Raw genomic sequence first — 26,085 nt, 5'->3', positions numbered from 1 at the left:
CCATAGCCTATTCGGCACCTTATTTATTGACTCTCCGGCAAAACTCTTCTATTGTTCCCATCTGCCGTTCCGGAATGGATTTTGCCGTCATCTGCTGTCCGTATTCCCGGACGGGAGCCAAAAGTGGATTGGAATTTATATGAAAGTCGTTCTGATCGCCTCTCCCTATCCTCTGGAAGAGGCGCCTTCTCCCCCGCTGGGCCTTTGCTATGCCGCCGCCGCCTTTGAGGCCGCCGGTGCGAAGGTGCGTATCCTGGATTACATGGTCCGGTATTATTCACCGGAAAAGATGGCGGCCGAACTGGCGGACTTTGACCCGGACGTTATCGGCGCCGGATCGGTGACCTTAAATTTTTTTGCCGCCGCCGATATTCTTAAAACCGCCAAGCGGCTTTTTCCGCGGGCGGTGACCGTTATGGGCGGCCCCCATGTCAGCTTTGATTATGAAAACACCCTGCGCCAATTTCCGGAAATCGACCTGATCGTTGTCGGCGAAGGAGAGGCGACCATTCAGGAACTGGTGCCGGTCATCGGCGACCGCAAGGCCTGGGCTGAGGTCCGCGGGATCGCGTTTGCCGACGGCGACCGGATCCGGTTCACCGGTCTCCGCGATCTGATCGACGATCTGGACCGACTGCCCCTGCCGGCCCGGCACCTGCTGCCCATGTCCCGCTATAAGGCCCTGGGGTTTCCCATCAGCATCATCACCAGCCGGGGCTGTCCCGGCCGGTGCATCTTCTGCCAGGGCCGTCGCATGGTCGGCAGCCGCATCCGCAACCGCGATCCCCGTCTGGTGGTGGATGAAATCGAAACCCTGCTGGGCTACGGGTTTGAGCGCGTCAATTTCGCTGATGATTTTTTCACCTCCAATCCCCGGCGGGTGCGGGAGATCTGCGCCGAAATCGAACGGCGGGGTCTTTCCTTCAGCTGGGCGGGCTTTGCCCGGGCCGATTCCGTGACCCCGGAAATGCTGGCCATGATGCGCCAGGCCGGGTGCGACTCGATTTTTTTCGGTTTTGAATCCGGAAACCAGGCGGTCCTGGACCGCATCAAAAAAGGTATTAAGCTGGACCGCGTCCGTAAGGCCGTGGCCGACGCCAAGGCCGCCGGCATGCGGGTGTTCGGTTCCTTTATCGTCGGCCTGCCCGGCGAAACCCCGGAAAATCTCATGGAGTCCCATCGCTTTGCCCGGGAGCTGGACGTGGAATACGGCTACCACTTCCTGGCCCCCTTTCCGGGCACCGAGGTCAAGGAGGAGATGGACCGGTACGACCTGGAACTGCTCACCGACAACTGGAACGATTTTGACGCCAACAGCGCCATCGTGCGCACCTCGGCCCTGAGCCCGGAAGACATCGAGCGGTTTGTGAAAACCTATTATTCCGATGAAATCGAAAAGGAAGAGGCCCGCATGGAAAAGGAGTTTGGCGAGGGGACGCTCAGTGTTGAGGAGCAGCTGCGCTACATGGGCAAACAGAAGCTGGAGATCGTTTTTCAACTCCTGTCCGAAGACCTGCTGGAGAACGCCCCGCCTTTTTCCATGGCCAACGGCCTTTCGCCGGTCAAGGCCCTGGCCCGATACCTGGCCGATGTCACGGGAAAACCCATGGACTTTGTCAACCTGAGCGTGCAGCAGTTTTCCGACCTGGGGTACATCGGTTATCGCGAGCAGGACCGGCAAGCCGTCTGGCACTGGTGCTGATTCGTTCCACAGTAAATCCATATGTCGGAGGGTTTTGTTCATGAAAAAGCGTTCCATTTTTCTGGCTTTAGGGCTGTGCCTCGCCGCCCTTGCGGGTTGCGCACCCTACTGGGTGAAGACTCCGGTAGTTGATCAGAATGAGGTTACGGTCAGCCTGGAACACAAGGTCCGCAAAGGGCAGGTGGTCCAACAGCAGTTCCACCATCCGGCCGATATCAGCCCGGAGAACCTGAAAAACCTCCTGACGCAACTGTCCTATCTTGCGGATTCCGCGATTTATGGAAAACCGGAGCGGAAACCGGTTTTTCAGGAAGTGGAAATCGAGCACCTGGCTCCCGCCCTGGTTCAGGCCCTGGCCAAAGCCAATCCGGAACAGCGGGTGAGGTTTGTTTCCCGCAACCGCGGCGGCGGCCTGCTGTTTAAAAAAGACCGGCAGACCGGCGGCGTGGCCTTTGTGGAAACCGGAGACCGTCTGAACCTGGCCTTTGGGTATGTGAATGAAGAAATTTTAAGCAGCAGACCGGATGCGTTATCACAGGCGGATAATGCCGATCCCCTGATGATCCGTTCCTCTTTTGCTCCCATCGTCGCGCCTGATTTTGTGGAACACCGTCTGACGGAAAAAGGTAACCCCTTCCCCCTGTGGATAGTGGCGGACATGAAACATATCCCCGAGCCGCCGCCTGCCCCGGCGGCTTCGCCCGCGACCGGAACACCGGAAGCCGCGGCTCCGGTTAAAACCGACTCCTTGGCGGCTTCTGAACCTGATAAAGCGCTAAAGACTGAGCCGGTAGTTGCGCCTGAACCCCAGACCATAAAAGCCGAACCGGTCCCTCTGCAGGAAAGCCCTTCTCAACCGCTCAAAGCGATCGAAAAAGAACCGGCGCCGGTTGCCGCTGATAAGCCGGCGGCCATGAAATCCGGCGATTCTTGGGAAACCCGCAAGCAGGAGAATACCGAAAAGCTGCGTTACCTCAAAGAGCTTTACGACTCCGGCCTGATCGATGAAAAGGAGTATAAGGCCAAGAAAGAAAAGCTGCTGGAACAACTATAGGCCGAGAGCCAGGTTTTTGCGTAGAGGCGGCCTTCCCGGCCGCCTTTTTCTTTCTTCGACAATAAAAGCAGCCCCTTGACAGCTTTTTGCCGATTATTATCTTTTAAATCAAAAAGCAAGGCATTCATCCAGAAACCATTCCGGTCAATACCGGAAAAAGGGAGTAACCATTAGAAAAGGGGGTATAATTATGATTAACTTTCCGACATTTGATTTAAGAAGCTCCTTTGACGAACTGGACAGCATGCGCCGCCGGCTGGACAATCTTCTGGGAAACATCAAAAGGAGCGGTTACCGCCTGGTCGGGAGCGGGGTGTTTCCGCTGATCAATCTGACCGAAGACAAGGACAATTATTATCTCCGGGCCGAGCTGCCGGGCGTGACCGCGGCGGATCTGGACATCCAGACCGCCCACAACGACATCGTCCTTTCCGGCGAACGCAAGGTCACGGAAGAGGGAGATAGTGTCCGCTATCATCGCCGGGAGCGGGACGCGGGGAAATTTTCGCGTATTGTCAAGCTGCCCACGGAAATTGACAGCGCCAAAATTGAGGCCAAACTGGCCCTGGGTGTTCTGACCGTGACCATACCCAAGGCCGAGGCCGCCAAACCCCGTCAGATCCAGATCAAGTAATCCGATTTTTCCCAATATAAGGAGGAACGACCATGTCAAACGATAAAACCAAGGAAATGCAGGTAAAGGAAAAACAGGAAGTGGCGGCTCCGGAACAGACGTTTCCGGGCCCGTATTTCACGCCGGCTGTTGATATATTTGAAACCGACAAGGCCATTACCCTGCTGGCCGATCTTCCCGGCGTCAAACCCGAGGGGTTGACCATCGATCTTAAGGATAATGTGCTGACCTTGACCGGAGACATAGCGCCGTTTGAATCCGCCAATGAGGAAGACCTGGTCATTGAATATGAGGTCGGAAAATATTTCCGTCAGTTTACTATTTCCGACATTATCAACCAGGAAAAGATAGGGGCCAACCTGAATGACGGTGTCCTGAAGCTGACGCTGCCCAAGGCGGAAAAAGCGCAGCCCAGAAAGATCACGGTCACCACGTAACCTGTGGGGGGTAATCATGCTTCGGGTGCGGTAAGAGATTTACCGCACCCGTTATTCAGTCGTTAAGATTATTTTGAAGAATTTTGTAGTCGTCTCCGAATATTTCCGTGAAGGCGACGCCGACCTCATATCCCGCCCCGTGGGCGGCCGGTCTGCACCAGGCCACTTTGACAACCGCCCGCACGGGAATGGAAGAGGCCATCAGGTAAAGCGACGTATGCCCGGTTTCATCCTTGACGCCGGAGATTCGGATGGTCATCTGCAACTCGGATCCGGGCGCATAGGGGTCATCACTGTAAAAACACAGCCCGCCCTGACTGATGTCCTTGCCCATGGTCTCCAGAAGGGGTTGGTCCTCAGCATCCGCCGACTTCAGCTTTCCTGCCACCTTATGCGTCTTCTTCTTGATATGGACGGAAATTTTTTTGTTGTATCTGGGGTAGTTCCTCCGCTCGAACCCTTTGGTTAACAGTCCCATGATCCACCCCCGGAATGATTGTGACGAAAAAAGAGGAAGGCACCTTAATAATAAAATATTGTACCCGCTGTTAGAGAGAACTGTCAACGGGTATAAGACATTTGTGTCTCGTTGCCTCAGCGCAACCCGCTATTAAAAATTGACGGACCGGCTGGCATGATTAGTCTTCATAACTGTAGCCTCTTGATTTTAGGGGAAAAAACTTGTAAATAGGAAGACAGGGGTTTTTTCGAACAGGCTCTTTTACTGGTATGATTCTTGAAGAGAACGGTTAATATAATTCCATATTCTTAAAATCCAGGCGTGATCGGATTTATTAGAGACAAAAATATCATGAGGAGGGAAAAATGAATTTCAAGGAATTGATGGAGGCACGGCGGGCTATCAATTTTTTTGATCCGGACAGGGCCGTCCCCGACAGTCTGATCCGCGAAATGGTGACCCTGGCGTCCAGAGCGCCGTCGGGGTTCAACCTTCAGCCCTGGAGCCTGATGATTCTGCGCGACCGGGAAAAAAAAGAAAGGTTAAAGGGCCATGCCTGGAAACAGGAAAAGATTACCGACGCGCCGGTAACGATGATCATTCTGGCGGATATGGACGGCTGGAAGTTTGAAAATCCCTTTGCGGAGAAAAATTTTGTCCAACTGGTCAATGCCGGAGAGATGAAAGAGGCTCAGCGGGAATGGTTTGCCAACGCCGCGTCCTCCCTTTACGGGGTCAGCGACGAGCGGAAGGTGGCCTTTGCCTGCAAGAATGCCGGTTTTTTTTCCATGTCCCTGATGCTGGCCGGGAAAAGCCTTGGGCTGGAGACCCATCCCATGGACGGGTTTGACATCGACGGTGTCCGAAAGGAGTTCAAGATTCCGGACAACTACTGGATCATGCTGCTTCTGGCTGTCGGTTATCTGAAGCCCGGCATTACCCTTCGTCCGCCCAAATGGCGCAAGTCGTTTGAGGAAATCGTGGTGGATTTTTCATAAAGGAGAATATTCGTTATGCTGGCATTAGGCCTTATGGGCAGCCCCCGCAAAAACGGCAACACCGCTTTTCTATTAAAAAGCTTTATGGATGAACTGGAGAAAAAAGGCGCGACCATCCGGATGATAAATGTGCCGGAAAAAAACATCAAACCCTGTCAGGGCTGTATTTTCTGTGAACAAAACGGTTACTGCCGCATGCAGGATGATGACATGAGCCGGGAACTTTATCCTTTGCTGCGGCGGGCGGAGGTGATCGTGGCCGCGTCCCCCATGTATTTTTACAGCGTCACTTCCCAGCTCAAGGCCCTGATCGACCGGTCCCAGGCCCTCTGGTCGCGCCGGTACCGGCTGAAACTGGCCGATCCCCGGGCCGCGACCCGGGCGGGCGTGATGCTGGCCGTGGGCGCCACCAAGGGGAAAAATCTGTTTGAAGGAACGCATTTTACCGCCAAATATTTTTTTGACGCCGTTGCCGCCAATTTTTCCGGAGAGATGGGTTACCGTCGGGTGGAAAACCCCGGAGATCTGCGCAAGCTCCCGGCGGTGCCGGACGAGGTAAAGGCCGAAGCCGCCAAGCTCGATCCGCTGTTCAGCCGGCAAAAGATATTGTTTTTGTGCGTGGAAAACGCCTGCCGCAGCAAAATGGCGGCGGCCTTTGCCGGGCACCTGGCCGGAGCCCGGTTCGAGACGGCCAGCGCCGGCAGCGCGCCGGCCGGAGCCGCCAATCCGGTCATGGTTGAGGCCATGGCGGAAAAAGGTATCGACCTGTTTCTGGATTCGCCCCGGTCCATATCCGAGGCCCTGGCGGAAATGAAACCGGACAAGATCGTGACCATGGGGTGCGAGGAAGACTGTCCCTATGTCCCGGGAGCGGAAGTCATTCAATGGAACATTCCCGATCCAAAGGGCCTGGGGATAAACGGCATGCGGTCGGTCCGGGATGAGATCGAGCAAAAGGTGCGGGAATTGACGGGGATATAGGGAGGTTCAAAACCATGAGATGCCCTGTATGCGGTTGTCTTCATTTTCATGTAAAAGACGCTGTTGACGAATACGACACCCATGAATTTACCATCGCCAACGATTCGGCTATTTTCCCCGAATCGCGGGAGGACCTGATCGTTGAAGACCTGACCCATGTTTATTGCAACGGCTGCGCCTGGCACGGTGAGTTCGGCAAGGTCCGAAAAACTCCTTGAGGCAAAAGATCATGCCCTTTATCGATGTACCCGGACTGCCGGGAAAGCTTTATGTTCCGGAGGCGATGGCGGCAACGAAGAAAAAACATGCCTGCCCGGACTGTTTTTCCTGCCAGCACTGCGGCGATGACCGCTGCCAGGTGTGTCGGTGCGGGAAAATGCCGGCAGACCGGAACGCCATTCATATTCAGGAGGGAATGAACAGCACACCATGAATGTCAGCCAGACCATTATTGCCTGCCCCCAATGCCGCGCCAGAAACCGGGTGGCCCTGAACCGGCTGGATGAGCGACCCCGATGCGGCAAGTGCGGAGCGGCGCTGCCGCCGGCCGCGGGCGACCGGCCGGTAGCCGTTACTGACGCCACCTTTGATCGTGAGGTTTTCGCGTCTTCTCTGCCGGTGCTGGTGGACTGCTGGGCCCCCTGGTGCGGCCCCTGCAAGGCCATCGGTCCTGTTCTGGACGAACTGGCCCGGGCCTACCGGGGCCGGCTGAAAATAGCCAAACTCAACGTCGATGACAACCCGCGCACGGCCGCAACCTACGGCATCCGCAGCATCCCCACGCTTCTGTTCGTCAAAAACGGTCAACTGGTCGACACCCAGGTGGGCGCGCCCCCGAAAAACGCCCTGGTCCAGCGGATCGAGCAGGTACTGTTGTCCTGAAGAAAGCGGCTACTCCGGTTTTTTGGCCCCGGCCAGCCCCAGTTCCTCCAGAGAGTGCTTGATCTCGTCGATGATCTGCGGGTCATCGATGGTGGCGGGAACGGTAAACGTCTGGTTGTCGGCGATCTTCTGGATGGTGCCGCGCAGGATCTTGCCGGAGCGGGTCTTGGGCAGGCGCTTGACCACCGTGGCCAGTTTGAAGGCGGCCACCGGACCGATCTGTTTTCGCACCTGCTGCACCGCTTCCTGGATGATCTCTTTCGGATCACGGGAGGTGGCCGCGTTTAACACCAGAAACCCCACCGGCACCTGCCCTTTGAGCGAATCCTCCACGCCCAGCACGGCGCACTCGGCCACGTCGGGTATGCCGGCCAGCACTTCCTCCATGGCCCCGGTGGAAAGCCGGTGGCCGGCGACATTGATGATGTCGTCCGTGCGGCTCATGACGTAGATGTAACCATCCTCGTCGATCATGCCGGCGTCGGCCGTCTTATAGTAGCCCGGGTACTCTTTCAGGTAGGCGTCGATAAAGCGCTGATCATTCTGCCACAGGGTCGGCAGGGTGCCGGGCGGCAGGGGCAGCCGGACCGAAAGGGCGCCGATCTGTCCGGCAGGCATTTCTTTGTTCTCGTCATCCAGCACCCGCACGTCCCATCCCGGCACCGGCTTGGTGGGGGAGCCGTACTTGACCGGAAACCGGTGCAGCCCCATGCAGTTGGCGGCAATGGCCCAGCCGGTTTCCGTCTGCCACCAGTGGTCGATGACCGGCGTGCCCAAATGCTTTTCCGACCATTGAATGGTGGCCGGGTCGGACCGTTCGCCGGCCAGAAAGAGAATCCGAAAATGGGACAGGTCGTATTGTTTGATCAGCCTGGCCTCCGGGTCCTCCCGGCGGATGGCCCGGTAGGCCGTGGGCGCGGTAAACATGCATTTGACCTGGTGCTGGGCGATAATCCGCCAGAACACGCCGGCGTCCGGCGTGCCCACGGGTTTGCCTTCGAACAGGACCGTCGTGCAGCCCTTGAACAGCGGGGCATAGACGATGTAGGAGTGGCCGACCACCCAGCCGACATCGGAGGTGGCCCACCAGACATCGTCCTCGTCGATATCATAGATAGCCTTCATGCTCCATTTCAGGGCCACCAGGTGGCCGCCGTTGTCCCGGACCACGCCCTTGGGCTGGCCGGTGGTGCCGGAGGTGTAGAGAATATACAACGGATCCGTGGCCGCCACCGGCACGCAGGCCGCGGGTGCGGACGCGGCCATGGCCTCGTCCCAGTCAATGTCCCGGCCGGGAACAAGGGTTGCCGCCAGTTGAGGGCGCTGACGGATGACGCATCGCCGGGGAGGGGATGAGGCGAGTTTGATGGCCTCGTCCAGAAGCGGTTTGTAAGCAATGACCCGCTGGCCTTCCATGCCGCAGGAGGCGGAGACAATGACCTTCGGCCGGGAGTCATTGATGCGGGTGGCCAGTTCCCTGGGCGCGAACCCGCCGAACACCACCGAATGGATGGCGCCGATACGGGCGCAGGCCAGTATGGCCATGACCGCCTCGGGGATCATAGGCATATAGATGACCACCCGGTCGCCCTTGACCACGCCCTGGCCGGCCAGGACGCCCGCGAACCGGGCCACTTCATCCCGCAGCTCGGCGTAGGTATATTTTTTAATAGTGTCGGTCACCGGGCTGTCATAGATCAGTGCGGTCCGGTCTCCCCGGCCCCGTTCATCCACATGATAATCAAGCGCATTGTAGCAGGTATTCAGCTCTCCGCCCGTAAACCAGCGGTAAAGGGGCTTGGCCGTATCGTCCAGAACCCGGTCCCATTTCTTGTACCAGTGGCAGTCTTCAGCTGCCTCGGCCCAGAACGCTTCCGGATTATTGATGGATTGCTGATAAGCGGTCTCATACCGATTGGTCATGGCAGGCTCCTTTCGTGATGGGAAAACAAAGAAAACAGGAGAACTCATTGAAACGAAAAATCAACGGATAACAACATGCTTGAAAAGGCATTATCACATAGCTGGCGTTATTCGTCAATTTCGTCAGGGCCGGAAAGGGGCTATTCCAGGCACCCCTTGGACACCCCGGCCTCGATGGGCACCGGGTATTGGCCGTCAAAACAGGCCTTGCAGAATTGCTTAACAGCACTAATGAATAGGCCCTTTTACTACGGCGATCACGTTCAGCAGGGCCTGCTCAAAACCAAAGTACAGATCTTTATAAAAAATTATTGTTTTTTTATTTACAATGGACTACGGTCAAAAATCAACACATCCAATTTCAACGGGAGGGGGATAATGTTCAAACAACGTACCATTGTCTTGCTTGTCCTGTCAGCCGTATTGGGCATCTTCGGGTTTAATGCCGGCAAAGCCCTGGCTGATCAAGCCGTGTTCGGCCCCAAGCAGTATTTGCGAACCACTGCCGCGCAAAATGTTTATGAAGACAGCTTTACAACTGCGACAGGATCCGGTGAACTGGTTATCCGCAACTGCGAAGAAGACAGCATCCATCGTGTTACCAGCGCGCGAATTCTATTAAATGGCGTCCCGGTTTTTACGCCTGAAGATTTCAAGCAGAACCAATTTGTCTTAAAATTTCCGCTCAGCTTAAGCCGGAGCAATAACCTCAAGGTTGAAATCAGCGGCAAGCCCGGTACTTATCTGGTCATCGAGATCAGGCAGGGCGGTGTGACCAACCCGCCGACGGCATCCTTATCCGCCGATCCGGAGACAATTGCCGGCGGCGGATCATCGACCCTGACCTGGACGTCAACCGGCGCGGATACCGCGATTATTGAACCGGGCGTGGGCAACGTGGATGTGAACGGCTCATTGACGGTAACGCCCGGAGAAACAACCCTTTATAAAATCACCGTCTTCGGCCCGGGCGGAACAGCCACGGCCGCTGTTGCCGTCAATGTGCTCTATCCGCCCACCGTGACTTTTAATGCCGAACCGTCCGAGATAAACGTCGGGGAGGCGGTCACGCTTTCCTGGACCACCACCCATGCCGACTCCGTGACCATTGAACCGGGGATTGGTCCGATTGAGTTGAACGGAACGCGGATAATTAAACCCGCGCAGACCACCACGTACACGCTGACGGCCGGCGGCGGCGGTGGGACAAGGTCCGCTTCCGTCACCATAACGGTTCATAACCCGCTGACTCTTTAGATCACAACCCCTCTTGACGGCGCCGGTATCATCGGCAACACGGTATCAGTAAAAGGAACCTTTACCCATGCCGGCAACAAAGAAACCGGGGTAACAGTCAACGGGGTTATGGCCCTGATCAGCCGCAATGAATTTACGGCCGATCATGTGCCTCTGTTGAGCGGAGAAAATACGATTACGGCCAGGGCTACGGATGTTTCCGGCGCCTTCATGGCCGATTCCATTACCGTCCAGGCGGATACATCTGGAGATTATATTGAGTTGACGGCCGATCCGGTCTCCGGCATGGCGCCCTTTGAAACCACGTTGCGGATCGATGGACCGTTTGACTTTGCCGTTTCCGATATCACGTATACCGGACCGGGCACGGCCGAGTTTCTGGAAAGCGGCCGCGATCAATACCGGGTTCGGTTGTCTGCCAGAGGGATCTATACCTTTACGGCGACCGTGACGGATGCGCAAGGCTATTCATATACAGACAGCATGTCCGTGGAGGTGGTGGATGAAGCGGCCATAGATGGGCTCCTGAAGCAAAAGTGGCTGGGAATGAAGGCGGCGTTAAATAGTGGCGATATTGAAGGCGCCCTGACGTTTATTGCCGATGGCGGCCGGGAAATGTACGCATATAACTTTGAGCTGTTAAGGCCATATCTGCCGGAAATTTCCGCGGGCTTAAACAATATTACCCTGGTGAACATTATCGATGGAGAAGCCAAGTATTACATGGTCGGCGAACAAGGAGGTCAGACATATTCGTTTTATGTCCTGTTTATAAAAGGCCCTGATGGCATCTGGCGGATCAGGTTTTTTTGATTATTAAGGGGGGATTAAAAAAATGAAGACAAGCCGATTGAAAATCATATGGTTTCTCCTTTTATTGGTTTTCTGTCTGTTAATCACGGGTTGCGGTATCCACCACAATGTCAAAGGAAGGGTGGTGGATGCAACAACCGGCGATCCTATTGAAGGGGCGTCCATTGCCATAAGCTGGACCGGGACGAAGATTGGCGCTCTTTTCGCTCCCTACGCTGACGGGACGTATATTTTAGAAGAGGCAAAAGACACCTCTAATAAAGACGGATACTTCAGTATTCCCAAGTATTTTTTAAAAAGTTTTAGCATGGGAGTTTATAAAAAAGGTTATGTCTGTTGGGATGCTAAAAATGTTTTTTTGCAAGGAGAACCCATCAAAATTACGGATCAGTACGGGACAAGAACATCTGATGATGTTAAGGAGAGAACCGGTTTTAAGGTAAGAAACGGGATGGTTATTGAGCTTGAGCCTTTTACAGCAACGGCCAGAGAGAGACTCCTTCGACATGCACAATTTACAGACTCTTTATCCGGTGAAGTCGGTGGTCTGGATGGAATCGGAGAAGAGATTGAGATGGTGATGGAAGATATACAAAAGAAGAAAGAAGCCCTTAATAAAAAAGAAAAGCAGGAAAAAGCAGGAGCGCCAAAATGAAGAAATATTCCTTTTTATTAATATTGAGCATTGCGATGTTACTTCCCATGAATGGGTATACATGGAATGACGAAATAACACATCCTAACATAACAAAAAATGCTGTTCGTTTTTCGAATGCTGATAAATATTTGCAGAGCAATTTTGGCTTTACTAAATCGGGAGATCCAAAACAGCCCGGGACGTTCTTTAAAGGTCAGTATGTTACAGAACTAATCAGCAAGGGGGCTATGCTTGAGGATGATCCTATATGCCGCGCATCCAACCATTTTCATAATCCCCTATCAGGCTGGGGTGATTCCGAATTAACGGATACTCGCTGGCTGACAGAGTTGTGGTGCTGGGGCTTTGGTATGGGACAGTATCCTCCGGGTGAAATCGCATCAAATATCACCTGGCAACTGGATATTTGTCGGTCGACCCGCTTATTAAAGATAATGAAGTTCAGAAATCCAACCAGTGGGACTGGGACAGTGCCAGAGAACACTTTTATGCTTATCTTACGGGAAAAGATTTTAATGGGGTGAACGTCGCGCCCGATGAAAGTACGCGGGACGAATCCATGATCAACTGCTTCCAGGCTATAGGTCAGGTTGTTCACCTTCTTCAAGACATGGCTGTGCCGGCCCATGTCCGCAATGATTTTTCCCAGGGCCATACCATGGTACGGATAGAAAAAGAATGGCCATCGAAATGGTTTGGAAACGGCTTTGAATTTTATGTCAAGCGGAACAATAGAGCGCCTTGGTTTGAAAGCGCAATAAAAGAAAATTTTACCGATCCATTTTTAACGCAATTCTGGGATACGGACCAACTGAATGCAAGTTACAACGGAATCGGCATGGACACGCTTGGATTGGCCGAATACACCAATTTTAATTTTCTTAGCGAATATACCATGTTTACCCAAAACTTTCCTTTCCCCAAGGCTGAACATTGTGAAGTCATCCTTGATTACGTACCGGAGGGTATTCCCGATCTTGACCGACAATATCTATCAAGCACCAATGGTCACCCTGGGGAGCAAATTAACCATTTGGCGGTCATCAGCTATTTGGAGTCTTTCCGGAAAGAGTATTTCCCTAATGTCAGCAGCAGGCAACTTCCTGTTTTTTTGGATGAAACCTGTTATGCCGACTACGCCGCCAAGCTCATTCCCCGGGCGGTGGGATATTCCGCTTCCCTGCTTGACTATTTTTTCCGCGGCAACATGAAGCTGGCGGCTGACGGCGAGGGGTGTTACATTGTCAACCCCATGGATGAGGATATTCAGGGCCGGTTTGAACTCTATTACGACAATGTCAATGACGAACGGGTGCCCGTCAACAATGTGGACAGCTATCCCTGGCAGGATGCCGTTAATCCAACCGAAGAAGACATCTTCAATATGACAGCCGCCTATATGTCAGTCGCGGCCGGAGGACAAAGCAATCCCCTGGAATTGTTCGCCATTCCTCAAGACGCCAAGGTGCCCGGAGAATTTATGCTGGTGATGAAAGGCCGCATGGGACAGGAAACAATCAATGCCGTGGCCGCCTCAAAAATTACCATCCCCCTGATAGAGCTTTCCCTGCCGACGGAGAAGGTTTACGCCATAACCGACCGGCATCCCTATTATGCGGATACATCAGACCCCAGATATGTCAATGACCCGGCGCACCTGGGGTTTAACAAGATCGTGATCAACGCCAAAAACATCTCCCAGGCGGGCAACATGACCGGCGGTTCGGTGGCCCTTCAGGTAAAATACCGGCTGGGACAATCAAACCAGTTTACCTATCCGCCGGGCGCCACCAGCAACGATACGTTTTACCGCATTGTCGCCGGCAAAGAAGGCGTCTCCCTTCCCAGCGGGGTTTCCACGCGGCTGGAGTTTAACCTGCCCACGGAATTGCCGTTGTGGGCCACGGATGTCCATCTCTTCCTGATCTATAACGGGACCGTGGGAGATAAATCCAATGCGTTGTGCCTGGGATATAAGGATATTTCGGAGCCGACGCCCGTGGATATCACTAACCGGATGGATAAAATATGCCTGTATAACAAGCTATATGACGCCGGATCGGCCGGGGCAATCGAGGCCGGGGATACAGACGGTGACGGCGTTGCCGACAGAGATGTTTATGCCCATGCGTTAAGAGACCTTGCTCTCCGGATCGGAGGTACAACTTATACAACCCCATATCTGGATGCGGGTGCTACCGCCCGCCCGGTGCTTGCGCTTTGTGATTACGCCCGGTCAGGCGTCATTGATGTATCGGGTCGGGTGACGAAGGTGCAGGACGCGGATCCCTTCAGTCACAGCAATATCAATTACTACAGCTCGATATATTTAACGGGCATCAAAAATCAGATGGTTTACTACAACAGTTTTCCAACCTGCTCGACAAGCCCCTGCTGGATCCGGCATGTGCCATGGTTTAAGCCGTACAACGGCTTCTACTCATGGGGAGGCTTTATTTCTATCAACACGCCTTATCCCAGCGGGTCGGTCTGTTCTTATACGGATTGACGGGTTTTCCGCGATTGGCGCGTTCATTTAAAATAGACGGGAGGAAGTATGCATAAAATCATCATATACAGCCTGTTTTTTGTAATCGTGATCGTCGGGGTCGCCTGTGGTGAAAATTTACAGGCCAGGGATTTTCGGCATGATCCGCAAATGGAGAATGCGGAAACAGCCGTTCTGGTTGATGCCGATACCGGAGATGAATGGACGGTACGTAAAGGTGACGAGGTTGACGGGTGGACGGTCGTGAAGATTACTTCTGAATACGTGGAAGTATCCCGCAACGAGGAAGAGCAGGGCTATGTCGCAGTCTACACGCTCTACTATAATGATGGCCCCGCCATCATGAAACCGGCTTCAAATCAGTAGGCAGGTTGCGACACAAACCCCAAAGCTCTCTATTCCAGGCACCCCTTGGATACCCCGGCCTCGATAGGCACCGGGTATTGGCCGTCAAAACAGGCCTTGCAGAATTGCTCTTTTTCCGCCGGGCTGCCGGCAGTGGTCGATTCCAGCAGCCCTTCCAGGGAAAGGTAGTGCAGGGAGTCCAGGCCGATAAAGGACTCGAGTTCCCTGACCGTCTTGGTGGCGGCGATGAGCTCGCCCCGGGTGGAAAAATCAATGCCGTAATAGCAGGGGAACCGGTGCGGCGGGCAACTGACGCGCATGTGAATTTTTTTGACGCCCAGTTCCCGCAGGGCTTTGATGCGGGTGCGGGCGGTGGTTCCCCGGATGATGGAATCCTCGATGATGATGATTTCTTTTCCCTTTAACAGTTCCCGGACCGGGTTGAGCTTGATCCGCACGCCGAAGTCGCGCATGTTCTGGGTCGGCTGGATGAAGGTCCGGCCGATGTAATGATTGCGGATCATGGCGATCTCGTAAGGCAGGCCGGACTCCTCGCAGTAGCCCAGGGCGGCGTAATTGCCGGAATCCGGAAAGGGCATGACCAGGTCGGCCGATACCGGCGCTTCCCTGGCCAGTTGCCGGCCATGGGCCTTGCGGGTCTGATAAACATTGCGGCCGTAAATGGTACTGTCCGGCCGGGCGAAATAGATGTATTCGAAAATGCAGAAGGTCCGTCGCCGGGGCGGCTCGCCGAACAGGCTGCGGATACCGGTATCGTCGATGATGACGATCTCGCCGGGCTCCAGTTCGCGGACAAATTCCGCCTGAAGCAGGTCCAGGGCACAGGATTCCGAGGCCAGTACGTAATGGCCGTTCAGCATTCCCAGGCACAGGGGCCGCAGACCGTTGGGATCCTTGATGCCGACGACCTCGCCGCGGCCGGTCAGCAGTACAAAGGAGTAGGCGCCTTTAATGCGGGCGACCATGTTCAGCAGGGCCTGTTCAAAGCCGAATTTCAGATTTTTGATGAAAATATGCAGGGCCAGTTCGCTGTCCATGGTGGAGCGGAAGATGGACCCGTCCTGCTCCAGTTCCTGTTTTAAAATATGGGCGTTGACCAGGTTGCCGTTGTGGGCCAGGGCGTAATCGTTGTTCATGTAATGGACGGTCAGGGGCTGGGTGTTGACCAGGGTGGAGCTGCCGGTGGTGGAATAGCGGACATGGCCGATGGCGCTGCCGCCGTTAAGCTTTTCCAGGTGGTCCATGCGGAAGACGTCGGAGACCAGGCCCATACCGTTGTGGGTGGTGATGCAGCGGTTCCGGGCCACGGCGATGCCGGCACTCTCCTGGCCCCGGTGCTGCAGGGCATACAGGCCGAAATAGGTGATCTTACCGGCTTCGGGGTGGGCGTGAATGCCGAAGACGCCGCAGGCCTCCCGGGGTTTGTCCATGTTACATGTCAAGCGGTTCATTGGCTGTCATTCCCCATACGCCGCACGGGCAGGCTCCGGCACAGAAGCCGCACCCGATGCACAGGTTTTCATCCACCACATAGGCATACCCGGTTTCATCCAACGTTTCCTTACGGCTGATGGCCGCCCGCGGACAGACGGCGACGCAGATGCCGCAGTCCCGGCAGTCGCCGCAGGAGGCGCACTGGGAACCGCACTGGCCGGTGTCCGTGAAGGACGACAGCCGCGGATCAAAATAGGCCAGGTGCACCCGGCGCTTGTCAATGGTCGGCCGGTTGTCAACCGCGGCCGGGGTTTTCCCCGCCAGCAGGGCATTGATCGTCTCGGCCGTCCGCCTGCCGGCGCCGATGGCGTCGGTCAGCAGGCCGGGTTTGACCATGTCGCCGATGGCGAAGATCTTCTCATCGGAAGTCCGGTAATAGTCGTCAACCCGGATAAAACCGCCTGCCAGGGTCACGGAGGCGGGCAGAAAATCCGTTTCCGGCGCGTCGCCGATGGAGATGACCACGGTATCGGCCGGGATCAGTTCGCCGCTGTCGAGCACCACGCCCCCGGCGGTGATTTCCTTGGTGAAACAGGGCCAGCGGAACCGGGCGCCGATAGCCTCGGCCGCCTCCCGCTCCTTGCCGAAGGAGGCCGGCTGCTGCACGTCGATCAGCGTAATCTGCTCCGCTCCCAGGCGATGGGCCTCGGTGGCCACGTCGCAGCCCACGTTGCCGGCCCCGATAATGACGACGCGTTTTCCGGGCTTTTGTTTTCCGGATCTGGCGTCGGCCAGAAAGTTTAAGGCCGTGATCAGTCGTTCCTTTCCGGGAACGGGAATCGACCGGGGCTTCCAGGCGCCGGTGGCCAGCACCACGTAGTCGGATTCCTTTTTAATCTGTTCGATCTGTTTTTTGGTCAGTTTCCGCTGAAGATGCACCTGCGGGATGACCTGCCGGACCCGGTCGATTTCAGCGGCGAGCACGTCTCCGGGAATTCGGGATTCCGGGATCACCGCCGTCATCTTGCCGCCGAGGACTTTTTCGGTATCGTAAATCACCGCCTCATGCCCCTGGCGGTTTAACTGCCAGGCCACGGAGATGCCGGCCGGACCGCCGCCGATCACGGCGATCCTGCGACCGGTCTTCGGAGCCGGAGCCGGCGTCACCGCCTTGATGCTGGCCCTGCCGAGCAGGGACACATCCACCGGTTTCATCAGGGAGGAGGTGCGGGTGCAGCCGTCCATGCAGAGGTTGGGGCATAAATAGCCGCAGACCGAAGCCGGAAAAGGGGTGTAGTCCAGGGCCAGTTCAACGGCCTCATCCATCCGGCCGTCGCGGATCATGCGCCAACGTTCCTGGACCGGAATGCCGGCCGGGCAGGCCGCCTGGCAGGGGGCCCGAAAGCGCCGGTTTTCCCAGACAGGAACATACCGTCGCATCACCCCGGTGGTAATCAAAGGAATGGGGTCCCGTGCGATGGTGGTCAGATCGCCGATCAGGCCGCCTTTTCCCAGCTCCCTGTCCCAGGTGCCGGACCGGAAATCGGCCATGGATCGCGGGCTTGATGTTTTCTTCTCACCGGGGCCACGGGCCGTAAGCAACTGCCATTCGTCGCGGACGGTAAGTCGTTCCAGCAGGTTGGCGCGATTGATGCTGGAAAGAAAAGCGGCCATGTTTTCGCAAAGCCACCGCCAGTCTTCGTCGGAAGGGGCGCGGATGTCGGCATCGGCGGCGCTGTATCCGCCATGCGGCCCGCGGAAATAAACGCTGCCGCCGACCATGCCGACCAGTGGCCGGTAGCCCAGGACGTTGTCCGGCGTCTGGGGATCGACGCCGCAGACCACGGCGATGCCGCCGGCCATGAATTCGCCGAAATAGTCGCCGACCGATCCCAGAACCCATAATTCCGGCGGGGCGAAACGGGGGTTGTGTTTGGTCATGGTCATGCCCCGGGAACCGATATTGCCGGCCACGTAAATTTTCCCCTGGGCCATGGCGTTGGCTACGCCGTTTCCGGCCTGACCGTGGACGACAATGGTCGCGCCGGCGTTCAGCCAGCCGACGTCGTCGGAAGCGGGCCCCATGATCTCGATAAAGGTGTTGGGAAACCCCATGGCGCCGGCCCGCTGGCCGGCCTGGCCGGTGATTTTCACCCGGACCGGTTCGCTGCCCGCCTTCCACAGGCGTCCGCCGATGCCGTGCTGACCGAAGGCCTCCACGGCGATCCGCCGCTCGCCCCGCTCCACCGCCTGCTGCAAGCGTTCTTCCATAACCCGGGATTCGATACGGATACCGTTATCCTTCCCGGAGATAAGATAAAAACCAGGACTGCTCATGAATGGTTTCTCCCGCGTTTTCTCTGACTACACCACATATTTGATCTGCAACCGTTCCGCCGCCGCCTGGTCGTCGATGCCCAGCGCATCGGACATGCCGATGGGAAGCGAGGTGGACCGTCCCAGGGGCGCGATTATTTTTTTAAATTCCGTATCAAAGCTGACGAATACGTCCACCACTCGCTGGGCCACCTGCTCCGCGTCCAGGCGGCGGTACAGCCGGGGATCCTGGGAGGTGATGCCCTTGGGGCAGAGGCCGACGTTGCAGATATTGCAGCGGTCGGACTCGGAGCCGAGGCACCCGGCGGCGGCCTGCATGATGTATTTGCCGGTCTGGACCCCGCTGGCGCCGAGCATGATCAGGGCGGCGGCGTTGGCCGCCAGGTTGCCGCTCTTGCCGACGCCACCGCCGGCGAACAGGGGCAGTTCGTTCTGCATGCCCAGCCGTACCAGGTTCTGGTAGCAGTCCCGGATGTTGCTGGCGATGGGATGACCCATGGTGTTCAAGGACACGTTGTAAGCCGCGCCGGTGCCGCCGTCTTCACCGTCGATGGCCAGGCCGGCGGCGTAGGTGTTCCGGGTCAGGTTGTTGAGCACCGCCAGGGTGGTGGAGGTGGCCGAAATTTTCGGATACACCGGCACCCGGAAGCCCCAGGCCATGTACATGGACTGGATCATTTTGGCCACCGCCTCCTCGATGGAGTATTTGGTCTGGTGGGTGGGCGGGCTGGGCAGGTTGACGCCTTCCGGAACGCCGCGGATGGCGGCGATGAGTTTGTTGACCTTGTTCCACATGAGCAGGCCGCCGTCGCCGGGCTTGGCGCCCTGGCCGTACTTGATTTCCACGGCGCAGGGATCGACCTTCATTTCCGGAATGGCGTGAATGATCTCGTCCCAGCCGAAGTAGCCGCTGGCGATCTGCAGGATGACATACTGCAGGAAACGGCTGCGCAGCAGCCGGGGCGGGCAGCCGCCTTCACCGGTACACATGCGCACCGGCATGTGCATTTCCTCATTCAGGTAGGCTACGCCCATCTGCAGGCCTTCCCACATGGGCGGCGAGAGGGCGCCGAAGGACATGCCGCCGATGATCAGGGGATAGATTTCCCGGACCGGCGGAATCCAGCCGTTTTCTTTCAGATGACGCAGGTTCTCTTCCGGCGTCAGCACCCGTCCCAGCAGGGTGCGGAATTCAAATTCGTGGCGGCCGGCATCCAGGGCCGGGTCGGTCAGCATGGAAATGCGGATGAACTTGATGCGGTCCAGAATGCCGCCGGGCGCGTTGCGGCGGCCGCCGCGTCGCCGGGGCGCCCCGCCCTGATTGATGTGAAAGACCAGCTTGTCGGCCTCGTCACCGCGAACCGGCAGGATGGCGTCATTGGGACAGACCAGGCTGCACATGCCGCAGCCGATACAGGCGTTTTCCGGGGCCGTCTTCTGGCGGATGCCGTAGTAGACGGAAAAGCTGCTGGCCGAGGCCTGGCGGATATCGATGACCGGCGTGATGGCCCGCTTCTGAAACACGCCCAGCTCCAGGGCGCGGACCGGGCAGACGGCCGTGCACTTGCCGCAGAGGGCGCACTTTTCCTTGTCCCATACGATCTGCCAGGGCAGGTCCTTGATGCTTAATTGGGAAGGTCCAATGCTTCCGTTTGACGACATAATTGAATCTCCTTGCGATCCGGTCCCACCAGGGCGGTATCCAAATGCATGGGTTGAATGTCCCGGCTTTTATCCCGGTAGGGCAGAACGGCGTCAAGGCCGCAGATTTCCGAAGAAAAAGCGTATCGGCCGGGGTACCCTCCGACCACGCCCGGGCGCAGTTTTTTCCTGTCCTGGGCCATGAACAGGGAGTGGTCCGGCAGGCAGCCGATGGTGCAGTTGGGGCCGTCGATGATCAGCCGGCGGCAGGTTTGTTTCAACTGCTTCAGCAGGGCGGCGCTGGGATGCCGCGCGATGTCCTCGTCCTGCAGGGGGGTGATGATATGCTTGTAGGCGTCTATCCCCAGGCCGAGCCTTTCCATGGTGTAGTGCAGGATATGGGTAAAGACCTCGGAGTCGGAATAAAAACCCGAATAACCGTCAAACCCCCGGGACATCAAATATTCCTTGATGGGGACAAAGGCGGTGTTCTCACCGTTGGTCATGGTGGCGTACCCGTGCAGGAAAAAGGGGTGGCAGGCATACAGGTTGATGGCATAGTTGGTGTTCTGCCGTCCCTGGGCCATGATTACCCGGGCGTGCAGTTCCTCCCGGTCAAGGTCCAGGTACCGGGCCACGGTCAGGGGGTCGCCGATTTCCTTGATCATGATCACGTCCGGCCAGAAGGAAAAGACCACCATGTCCTCTTTTTCACTGCCCATTTCCACCAGCTGCAGCCGGATCCGGGTCAGCCGGTTCTGGGTCTCCTCCCAGGTCAATTTATCCCACTCATCGGGATATTCATAGGCCCGGATCAGGTACACGTCACGCCGGGGGATTCCCTGGGGCTGGGCTTTGGGAATCTTGATGGATATTTTATGCTTGGTCAGAAAGCCGATGTCCATCATAAAATGGTCCAGCCGGCGCAGGCCGTCGGCGGTGAAGATACCCGACAGCACCGGGGAGTTTTTGATTTTTTCAAACGGCCCGCCGAGGTCCCGTAAAAAAAGGCCGACGCCGGAGCCGTCGTGGCCCTCCCTCATGACGTCCAGCGCTTCCAGCGCCACGATAGGGGACAGCGGGGTTTCACTGGTGATGGCGAATAACCGGCACATGGTTGATTGTCTTCCTTCCCGTCAAAAAAATTACGGTGTGTTCTCCAATTTTTTAAAAGGAAAGTAAAGCGCTTATTTCGTCAATCTCTCATATATTCGCACAAAACGGGGCCGGCGTCGAATCACTTCGCCACCGACCCCGTTTCCGCGGAGGAGTTGTCTTGGCCTGCGCTACAGTTTCGGCAGGTATTCCTCTAACTCAAACTGGCTGACATGGGTCCGGTAGCGATCCCATTCCACTTTTTTGTTTTCAAGGAACTTGTTGAATATGTGTTCGCCCAGGATATCCCGAACCAGCTCACTCTTCTCCGTTTCCTTGATGGCGGCATAGAGGTTGCCCGGCAGTTCGGTGATGCCTTTTTCGGCCCGCTCTTCCGGGGACATTTCGAAAATATCCTCTTCAATGGGTTCCGGCAGGGGATACTTGTTCTCGATGCCCTTCAGGCCCGCGCCCAGCATGACCGAGAAGGCCAGGTAGGGGTTGCAGGAGGGGTCGGGCGCCCGGAATTCCATGCGGGTGGCCGCTTCTTTGCCGGGTTTATACATGGGCACCCGGACCATGGCCGAGCGGTTGCGGTTGGCCCAGGAGACATACACCGGGGCTTCATATCCCGGCACCAGGCGTTTGTAAGAGTTGACCCACTGGTTGGTCACGGAGATAATTTCGGGCGCGTGTTTCAGGATACCGGCGATATAGTGCTTGCCCGTTTCGGACAGATGGTATTTGTCCTTGGCGCTGTAAAATGCGTTCTTGCCGTTTTTCCACAGAGACTGGTGAACGTGCATGCCGCTGCCATTTTCACCGAACATCGGCTTGGGCATGAAGGTGGCGTGAACGCCGTTTTTATGCGCGATTTCCTTGACCACCAGCCGGTAGGTCATGGTGATATCGGCCATGGTCAGCCCTTCGGCATAGCGCAGGTCGATTTCGTGCTGGCTGGGGGCCACCTCGTGATGGCTGTATTCCACCCGGATGCCCATGGACTGGAGGGCGAAGATGGTCTGGCGCCGCAGATCACCGCCCATGTCCGTCGGGCGGGCATCAAAGTAGCCGGCTTTGTCCAGAATTTTGGTGCCGGTGTTGTCGGCGAAATAAAAATACTCCAGCTCCGGACCCAGGAAAAAGGAGTACCCTTTCTTGGCCACCTGGGCCAGAAGACGCTTGAAAACATAGCGCGGATCACCCTCGTACGGTTCGCCGTGCGGGGTAAGAACATCGCAGAACATGCGGGCCACCGGCCGGTCGTTTTCTCCCCGCCAGGGAACGAACTGAAAGGTGGTGGGATCGGGCTTGGCGATCATGTCGCTTTCGTGAATCCGGCAGAAGCCCTCGATGGATGACCCGTCAAAGCCCATGCCTTCCTCCATGCCTTCATCCAGCTCATCCGGGGTAATGGCGAAGCTTTTCAACCGCCCCAGCACGTCGGTGAACCAGTACTGGATAAAGCTGACATTTTTTTCCTTGACGATTTTTTTTACATCGGCTGCTGTTTTGCATTTCATCATTTTCTGTCCTCTCGCGTCGTTATAGTAAAAAGGGTTTAACCACTTTTATCCGATGTCGCGTGTTTAGTCAATATTTGAGCAATATGCGTGCCAGACGAATAACCATATAAAATAACGACAATTTTAACAACACCGACGGCACGGCCAGGCCGGAGCGTAAGACAATTACGTAATTTTTTTAAAAAAAATATTACGTAATTGTCTTCCAATGTTTCTCCCGTTGTAGGTGGCCGGACTTACCGTCACCGGTCGGGCAAGACCATAAAAGCCCGCCGGCGGCTTTTGGCCGCCGGCAGGCATAAGGCGGGATCTTCAAATTTATGCTGCTGGATATCGATCTCTGCGGGTAGGGTTATAGCGGGCTTTCAGCAGTCTTTTTTAGTCGCTTATTGACTTTCAAAGCAGGTATTTGTTTTTCGGTGTCTCTTGACCGTCGCTTAATGCAAAAACGTTATTTTCTAAATAATCGTTCATGGTTAATCGACCAAATACGTTTTACAAAGTTCTGAAACGGCCGATCTGTAATCTGCAAAGTCAACAGCAGGCACAACGGACGGTTTTTCCTGAAGATTTAATTTGTGAATTTGTGCCCGCATGGCGACGTATGACTTTTTTAAACGTCCGGCTGACTCAACGTCAAGGATACCATGCTCCGCCATGGTTTCCAGAAGCCTGATGTTATCGGTCCATCGTGATAATTCCGGATGCTCATGGGCATTGGCCAGGACAAGATACTGAACAAGAAATTCAATGTCGATGATCCCCCCTTTGTCCTGCTTGAGATCAAATAGGTTGCTGTCCCTATTGCCATGTTCGGCTCGCATTTTTTCACGCATGGAATTGACTTCTTCAAGAAGTGCTGACCGGTTCCTTTTTTTACAGAGGACCGCCTTGCGGATGCTTTTAAACCGGTCAAAAAGCGCCTGGTCCCCGCATATTGGCCTGGCCCTGACCAGGGCCTGATGTTCCCATGTCCAGGCGTTGTTCTCATAATATTCACCGAATGATGATATATGGCTGACAATCATGCCGGCATCTCCGTTGGGCCGGAGTCGCATATCCACTTCATATAAACGGCCGGCAGTCGTTCGGGTTGTTAAAAAATGGATGATTTTCTGCCCCAGGCGGTAGTAAAAATGCGCATTGTCGACGGGCTGGTCTCTTCCGGTGGTGCGGCCGCTGTCCCCGGCATGAATAAACACCAGATCCAGGTCACTGCCGTAACCAAGTTCAATCCCGCCCAGCTTGCCGAACCCGATAACGACGAAGTCAGTATCGCTGTCTCTCCTGTGATGGGCCTGTGAGGGGAATCCGTGTTTTTTCGTAAGCTCATTCCAGATGATGCGATATACGATTTCGAGGATCACCTCCGCAATGTCCGTGAGATAATCGCTTACCTTCATCAGCGGGAAGGCGCCACTGACGTCAGATGCGGCCACACGAAACGTATTGACCTGCTTGAAAATACACGTTTCGACGATCATGTCTTCAAGATCGGCAATCGAAATTTTTTGAAGCCGCGCCTTCAATTCTTTTGACATTTTATCTTTTTCAGGCGGGACGGAAATGATCCGGTTATCCAGTAGTTCGTCAAGGAGAACCGGATGCTGGGTTAAATAGGAAATGATCCAGGGGCTTTCCTTGGTTAGCTTTATCAGATGATCGATGACTGAAGGGTTTTCGTTGAGAAGCGCGATGTAGCAGGTGCGTTTTTCAATCGTCAGGACAAGATCGATAAGCTTGTTGAGCAATCTTTCCGCGTTTTCCTGTAGCAGTGTTTTTTTTAAAATAACCGGGATGAGCTTGTTGACCCTTTCTCTTCCTTCACGGCTTAACGTCCGGGTATGGGAGTGCGTTCTTAAATGGTCGATCATCCGGTAAATGTGTTCGGGCATGTCAAATCCGGCTTGGCCTAAATCCTTGACGGCCTGCTCTTTATACTCGAAATTTTTCCAGGCATTTAAAAGTAACAGATCCAATTGGTCGGACGGCAGGGGGGGCTCTGAAACACCAAGAATCTGTGTAAAATGATGGTGGACCTTTGCCATGTGACTGTCTAGAACAGGAAGAAAATCACGCCAGTCGTTAAACCCCATCGATGCCGCCAGTCGGGCTTTTCCCGCGTTATCTCTGGGAAGGGTATGGGTTTGGGCGTCCGCATACTCCTGAAGCCGATGTTCGGTATACCTGAGAAATGTATACGCATCTTTCAATTCCCGGCTGACGGTCTGAGGAATATGGCCGCCTTCAACAAGAAGTTCCAGTACTTCAAAGATTTTTCTTTCCCTTAAAGCTGGTTCCACGCCGCCACGAATCAGCTGAAAAATCTGGCCGAAAAATTCGATCTCCCTGATTCCGCCGGTCCCTATTTTGATGTTATTTTTCAACCCCTTTCTTTTTATCTCCGTGACAATACTCTGCTTCATATCTCTTAAGGAATCAAAACTTGCATAATCAAGATGTTTACGGAAAACAAAAGCATGCAGGATTTCCTTAAGCCGGATAATGTCTTTTGTGTTCCCTGTTATGGCACGAGCTTTAATATAGGCATACCGCTCCCATTCCCTCCCCTGGGCAACCAGATAGTCTTCCATGGCATCGATGCTCATCACGACCGGCCCTGAGTCACCATAGGGACGAAGTCTGAGGTCGACCCGAAAGACGATCCCCTCGTCTGTGGCCTGGCCCAGGACTTTTGTCAATCGCCTGGCCAGCCGGGTGAAAAAATCTTCATTGGTTATGGCGTGTCGGGGCGGCGTTGCAACATTGCTGCCCGGGGATAATCCCGTTTCACCGTCATCGGGATAAACAAAGACCAGATCGATATCAGATGAAAAATTGAGTTCTTGGGCGCCCAGCTTGCCCATGCCGAGGGTGATTAGTTGATATTCTGCCCCGCCTGAAGAAACAGGCGTGCCGAATTCCTTTTCAAGAAAAGAGTGCAGCCTGAGAACAGTGCTTTGTATGCAGGCGTCGGCAAAGGAGGAAAGATCTTTCAGCGTCTCGAAAAGGTCGGCTTTCCGGCAAAGGTCGCGCCAGGCGATTCTAATCATTTCACGCTGTCGGATACGCCTCAAGGCACTGCCGATTTCTTCATCGTCCCGGGCAGGAGCAGTCACCTGTTGAACACGCGAAAAAAAATCCCGGTCATGATATGAACGGTTCAAATCACCGCTTTGGAAAAGATCAGCCAGGAATTCAGGGGTGTTCATTACCGTCCGATACACAAATTCACTGAACAAAAATACTTTTTCTGCCTCAGCAGCTTGTCTTTCACTTAATTGAAAGTGGCCTGCTTTTTCCGCAAATTTTTGTGTGAAAGCGGCCATTTTATTGCGGCCTTCAGATGTCAGCACTTCCGGAAGCAGTAATCGTGAT

At 55.3% G+C, this 26,085-nt stretch carries 23 protein-coding genes; 15 read left to right on the top strand and 8 right to left on the bottom strand.

The window, feature by feature from the left end; genetic code table 11:
* The first annotated feature begins 139 nt into the window (after positions 1 to 139).
* The 4 genes from AB1724_10875 (at position 140) to AB1724_10860 (ending at position 3,827) form a co-directional block, all read left to right on the top strand.
* Positions 140 to 1,702 (top strand): radical SAM protein, encoded by a 1,563-nt coding sequence (locus AB1724_10875; protein ID MEW6078307.1) that lies wholly within the window; start codon positions 140 to 142, stop codon positions 1,700 to 1,702.
* A 40-nt stretch (positions 1,703 to 1,742) separates the two neighbouring features.
* Positions 1,743 to 2,756: a hypothetical protein gene (locus AB1724_10870; GenBank protein MEW6078306.1), complete on the top strand. Its 1,014-nt coding sequence runs from the start codon at positions 1,743 to 1,745 to the stop codon at positions 2,754 to 2,756.
* A 190-nt stretch (positions 2,757 to 2,946) separates the two neighbouring features.
* On the top strand, positions 2,947 to 3,390 hold the full coding sequence (locus tag AB1724_10865) for an Hsp20/alpha crystallin family protein (protein ID MEW6078305.1): 444 nt from the start codon (positions 2,947 to 2,949) through the stop codon (positions 3,388 to 3,390).
* A 32-nt stretch (positions 3,391 to 3,422) separates the two neighbouring features.
* Positions 3,423 to 3,827, top strand: coding sequence for an Hsp20/alpha crystallin family protein (locus tag AB1724_10860; GenBank protein MEW6078304.1), 405 nt, complete (start codon positions 3,423 to 3,425; stop codon positions 3,825 to 3,827).
* 55 nt (positions 3,828 to 3,882) lie between these two features.
* On the opposite strand, the gene AB1724_10855 is transcribed toward AB1724_10860, so the two are convergent.
* Complete coding sequence (locus tag AB1724_10855; protein ID MEW6078303.1) at positions 3,883 to 4,305, bottom strand: PilZ domain-containing protein; 423 nt, start codon at positions 4,303 to 4,305, stop codon at positions 3,883 to 3,885.
* A gap of 347 nt (positions 4,306 to 4,652) precedes the next feature.
* Between AB1724_10855 and AB1724_10850 the strand changes: the two genes are divergently transcribed.
* The 5 genes from AB1724_10850 to trxA are packed head-to-tail and all read left to right on the top strand — an operon-like array spanning position 4,653 to position 7,148.
* Entirely contained in the window at positions 4,653 to 5,285 is a 633-nt protein-coding gene (locus AB1724_10850) for a nitroreductase family protein (protein MEW6078302.1), read from the top strand.
* 15 nt (positions 5,286 to 5,300) lie between these two features.
* Positions 5,301 to 6,266: an NAD(P)H-dependent oxidoreductase gene (locus tag AB1724_10845; GenBank protein ID MEW6078301.1), complete on the top strand. Its 966-nt coding sequence runs from the start codon at positions 5,301 to 5,303 to the stop codon at positions 6,264 to 6,266.
* 14 nt (positions 6,267 to 6,280) lie between these two features.
* On the top strand, positions 6,281 to 6,484 hold the full coding sequence (locus AB1724_10840; GenBank protein ID MEW6078300.1) for a hypothetical protein: 204 nt from the start codon (positions 6,281 to 6,283) through the stop codon (positions 6,482 to 6,484).
* A gap of 11 nt (positions 6,485 to 6,495) precedes the next feature.
* Positions 6,496 to 6,699, top strand: coding sequence for a hypothetical protein (locus AB1724_10835; protein ID MEW6078299.1), 204 nt, complete (start codon positions 6,496 to 6,498; stop codon positions 6,697 to 6,699).
* Positions 6,696 to 7,148: a thioredoxin gene (trxA, locus tag AB1724_10830; protein MEW6078298.1), complete on the top strand. Its 453-nt coding sequence runs from the start codon at positions 6,696 to 6,698 to the stop codon at positions 7,146 to 7,148. The genes AB1724_10835 and trxA overlap by 4 nt, the downstream gene beginning before the upstream one ends.
* Before the next feature lie 9 nt (positions 7,149 to 7,157).
* On the opposite strand, the gene AB1724_10825 is transcribed toward trxA, so the two are convergent.
* Positions 7,158 to 9,071 (bottom strand): propionyl-CoA synthetase, encoded by a 1,914-nt coding sequence (locus AB1724_10825; protein MEW6078297.1) that lies wholly within the window; start codon positions 9,069 to 9,071, stop codon positions 7,158 to 7,160.
* A 378-nt stretch (positions 9,072 to 9,449) separates the two neighbouring features.
* On the opposite strand from AB1724_10825, the gene AB1724_10820 reads away from it, so the two are divergent.
* Genes AB1724_10820 through AB1724_10795 form a run of 6 tightly spaced genes read left to right on the top strand, consistent with a single transcriptional unit; the run spans position 9,450 to position 14,674 of the window.
* Complete coding sequence (locus AB1724_10820; protein ID MEW6078296.1) at positions 9,450 to 10,328, top strand: hypothetical protein; 879 nt, start codon at positions 9,450 to 9,452, stop codon at positions 10,326 to 10,328.
* Complete coding sequence (locus AB1724_10815; protein ID MEW6078295.1) at positions 10,329 to 11,141, top strand: hypothetical protein; 813 nt, start codon at positions 10,329 to 10,331, stop codon at positions 11,139 to 11,141. It begins immediately after the preceding gene.
* 22 nt (positions 11,142 to 11,163) lie between these two features.
* Positions 11,164 to 11,796, top strand: a complete 633-nt coding sequence (locus AB1724_10810; GenBank protein MEW6078294.1) for a hypothetical protein — start codon at positions 11,164 to 11,166, stop codon at positions 11,794 to 11,796.
* On the top strand, positions 11,793 to 12,323 hold the full coding sequence (locus AB1724_10805; protein MEW6078293.1) for a hypothetical protein: 531 nt from the start codon (positions 11,793 to 11,795) through the stop codon (positions 12,321 to 12,323). The genes AB1724_10810 and AB1724_10805 overlap by 4 nt, the downstream gene beginning before the upstream one ends.
* The gene (locus AB1724_10800; GenBank protein MEW6078292.1) at positions 12,320 to 14,308 is read left to right on the top strand and encodes a hypothetical protein; all 1,989 of its coding nucleotides are present in this window, start codon (positions 12,320 to 12,322) and stop codon (positions 14,306 to 14,308) included. Before AB1724_10805 ends, AB1724_10800 begins: the two co-directional genes overlap by 4 nt.
* A gap of 48 nt (positions 14,309 to 14,356) precedes the next feature.
* The gene (locus tag AB1724_10795; GenBank protein ID MEW6078291.1) at positions 14,357 to 14,674 is read left to right on the top strand and encodes a hypothetical protein; all 318 of its coding nucleotides are present in this window, start codon (positions 14,357 to 14,359) and stop codon (positions 14,672 to 14,674) included.
* 29 nt (positions 14,675 to 14,703) lie between these two features.
* Here AB1724_10795 and purF read toward each other — a convergent pair whose 3' ends face one another.
* The 6 genes from purF to glnE all read right to left on the bottom strand — a co-directional run bounded on the left by purF (position 14,704) and on the right by glnE (position 26,036).
* Entirely contained in the window at positions 14,704 to 16,125 is a 1,422-nt protein-coding gene (purF, locus tag AB1724_10790) for an amidophosphoribosyltransferase (protein MEW6078290.1), read from the bottom strand.
* The gene (locus AB1724_10785) at positions 16,106 to 18,445 is read right to left on the bottom strand and encodes an FAD-dependent oxidoreductase (GenBank protein ID MEW6078289.1); all 2,340 of its coding nucleotides are present in this window, start codon (positions 18,443 to 18,445) and stop codon (positions 16,106 to 16,108) included. The genes purF and AB1724_10785 overlap by 20 nt, the downstream gene beginning before the upstream one ends.
* A gap of 27 nt (positions 18,446 to 18,472) precedes the next feature.
* A complete protein-coding gene (locus tag AB1724_10780) occupies positions 18,473 to 20,107 on the bottom strand; it encodes a glutamate synthase-related protein (GenBank protein ID MEW6078288.1) in 1,635 nt (544 codons plus the stop codon).
* Complete coding sequence (locus AB1724_10775) at positions 20,071 to 21,201, bottom strand: glutamate synthase (protein ID MEW6078287.1); 1,131 nt, start codon at positions 21,199 to 21,201, stop codon at positions 20,071 to 20,073. Before AB1724_10775 ends, AB1724_10780 begins: the two co-directional genes overlap by 37 nt.
* Before the next feature lie 171 nt (positions 21,202 to 21,372).
* Entirely contained in the window at positions 21,373 to 22,704 is a 1,332-nt protein-coding gene (locus tag AB1724_10770) for a glutamine synthetase family protein (protein ID MEW6078286.1), read from the bottom strand.
* A gap of 479 nt (positions 22,705 to 23,183) precedes the next feature.
* The gene (gene glnE / locus AB1724_10765; GenBank protein ID MEW6078285.1) at positions 23,184 to 26,036 is read right to left on the bottom strand and encodes a bifunctional [glutamate--ammonia ligase]-adenylyl-L-tyrosine phosphorylase/[glutamate--ammonia-ligase] adenylyltransferase; all 2,853 of its coding nucleotides are present in this window, start codon (positions 26,034 to 26,036) and stop codon (positions 23,184 to 23,186) included.
* Positions 26,037 to 26,085 lie beyond the last annotated feature (49 nt).

The organism is Thermodesulfobacteriota bacterium (genome assembly GCA_040753795.1).
Classification (GTDB): Bacteria; Desulfobacterota; Desulfobacteria; order Desulfobacterales; family Desulfosudaceae; genus JBFMDX01.
The sequence above is the reverse complement of the archived record's forward strand: the minus strand, read 5'-3'. Positions and strand labels throughout refer to the sequence as shown.

Coding starts and splice junctions, on each gene's coding strand:
- AB1724_10875 (MEW6078307.1), top strand. CDS start 140: ATGAAAGTCGTTCTGATCGCCTCTCCCTATCCTCTGGAAGAGGCGCCT.
- AB1724_10870 (MEW6078306.1), top strand. CDS start 1,743: ATGAAAAAGCGTTCCATTTTTCTGGCTTTAGGGCTGTGCCTCGCCGCC.
- AB1724_10865 (MEW6078305.1), top strand. CDS start 2,947: ATGATTAACTTTCCGACATTTGATTTAAGAAGCTCCTTTGACGAACTG.
- AB1724_10860 (MEW6078304.1), top strand. CDS start 3,423: ATGTCAAACGATAAAACCAAGGAAATGCAGGTAAAGGAAAAACAGGAA.
- AB1724_10855 (MEW6078303.1), bottom strand. CDS start 4,305: ATGGGACTGTTAACCAAAGGGTTCGAGCGGAGGAACTACCCCAGATAC.
- AB1724_10850 (MEW6078302.1), top strand. CDS start 4,653: ATGAATTTCAAGGAATTGATGGAGGCACGGCGGGCTATCAATTTTTTT.
- AB1724_10845 (MEW6078301.1), top strand. CDS start 5,301: ATGCTGGCATTAGGCCTTATGGGCAGCCCCCGCAAAAACGGCAACACC.
- AB1724_10840 (MEW6078300.1), top strand. CDS start 6,281: ATGAGATGCCCTGTATGCGGTTGTCTTCATTTTCATGTAAAAGACGCT.
- AB1724_10835 (MEW6078299.1), top strand. CDS start 6,496: ATGCCCTTTATCGATGTACCCGGACTGCCGGGAAAGCTTTATGTTCCG.
- trxA (MEW6078298.1), top strand. CDS start 6,696: ATGAATGTCAGCCAGACCATTATTGCCTGCCCCCAATGCCGCGCCAGA.
- AB1724_10825 (MEW6078297.1), bottom strand. CDS start 9,071: ATGACCAATCGGTATGAGACCGCTTATCAGCAATCCATCAATAATCCG.
- AB1724_10820 (MEW6078296.1), top strand. CDS start 9,450: ATGTTCAAACAACGTACCATTGTCTTGCTTGTCCTGTCAGCCGTATTG.
- AB1724_10810 (MEW6078294.1), top strand. CDS start 11,164: ATGAAGACAAGCCGATTGAAAATCATATGGTTTCTCCTTTTATTGGTT.
- AB1724_10805 (MEW6078293.1), top strand. CDS start 11,793: ATGAAGAAATATTCCTTTTTATTAATATTGAGCATTGCGATGTTACTT.
- AB1724_10795 (MEW6078291.1), top strand. CDS start 14,357: ATGCATAAAATCATCATATACAGCCTGTTTTTTGTAATCGTGATCGTC.
- purF (MEW6078290.1), bottom strand. CDS start 16,125: ATGAACCGCTTGACATGTAACATGGACAAACCCCGGGAGGCCTGCGGC.
- AB1724_10785 (MEW6078289.1), bottom strand. CDS start 18,445: ATGAGCAGTCCTGGTTTTTATCTTATCTCCGGGAAGGATAACGGTATC.
- AB1724_10780 (MEW6078288.1), bottom strand. CDS start 20,107: ATGTCGTCAAACGGAAGCATTGGACCTTCCCAATTAAGCATCAAGGAC.
- AB1724_10775 (MEW6078287.1), bottom strand. CDS start 21,201: ATGTGCCGGTTATTCGCCATCACCAGTGAAACCCCGCTGTCCCCTATC.
- AB1724_10770 (MEW6078286.1), bottom strand. CDS start 22,704: ATGAAATGCAAAACAGCAGCCGATGTAAAAAAAATCGTCAAGGAAAAA.
- glnE (MEW6078285.1), bottom strand. CDS start 26,036: ATGGCCGCTTTCACACAAAAATTTGCGGAAAAAGCAGGCCACTTTCAA.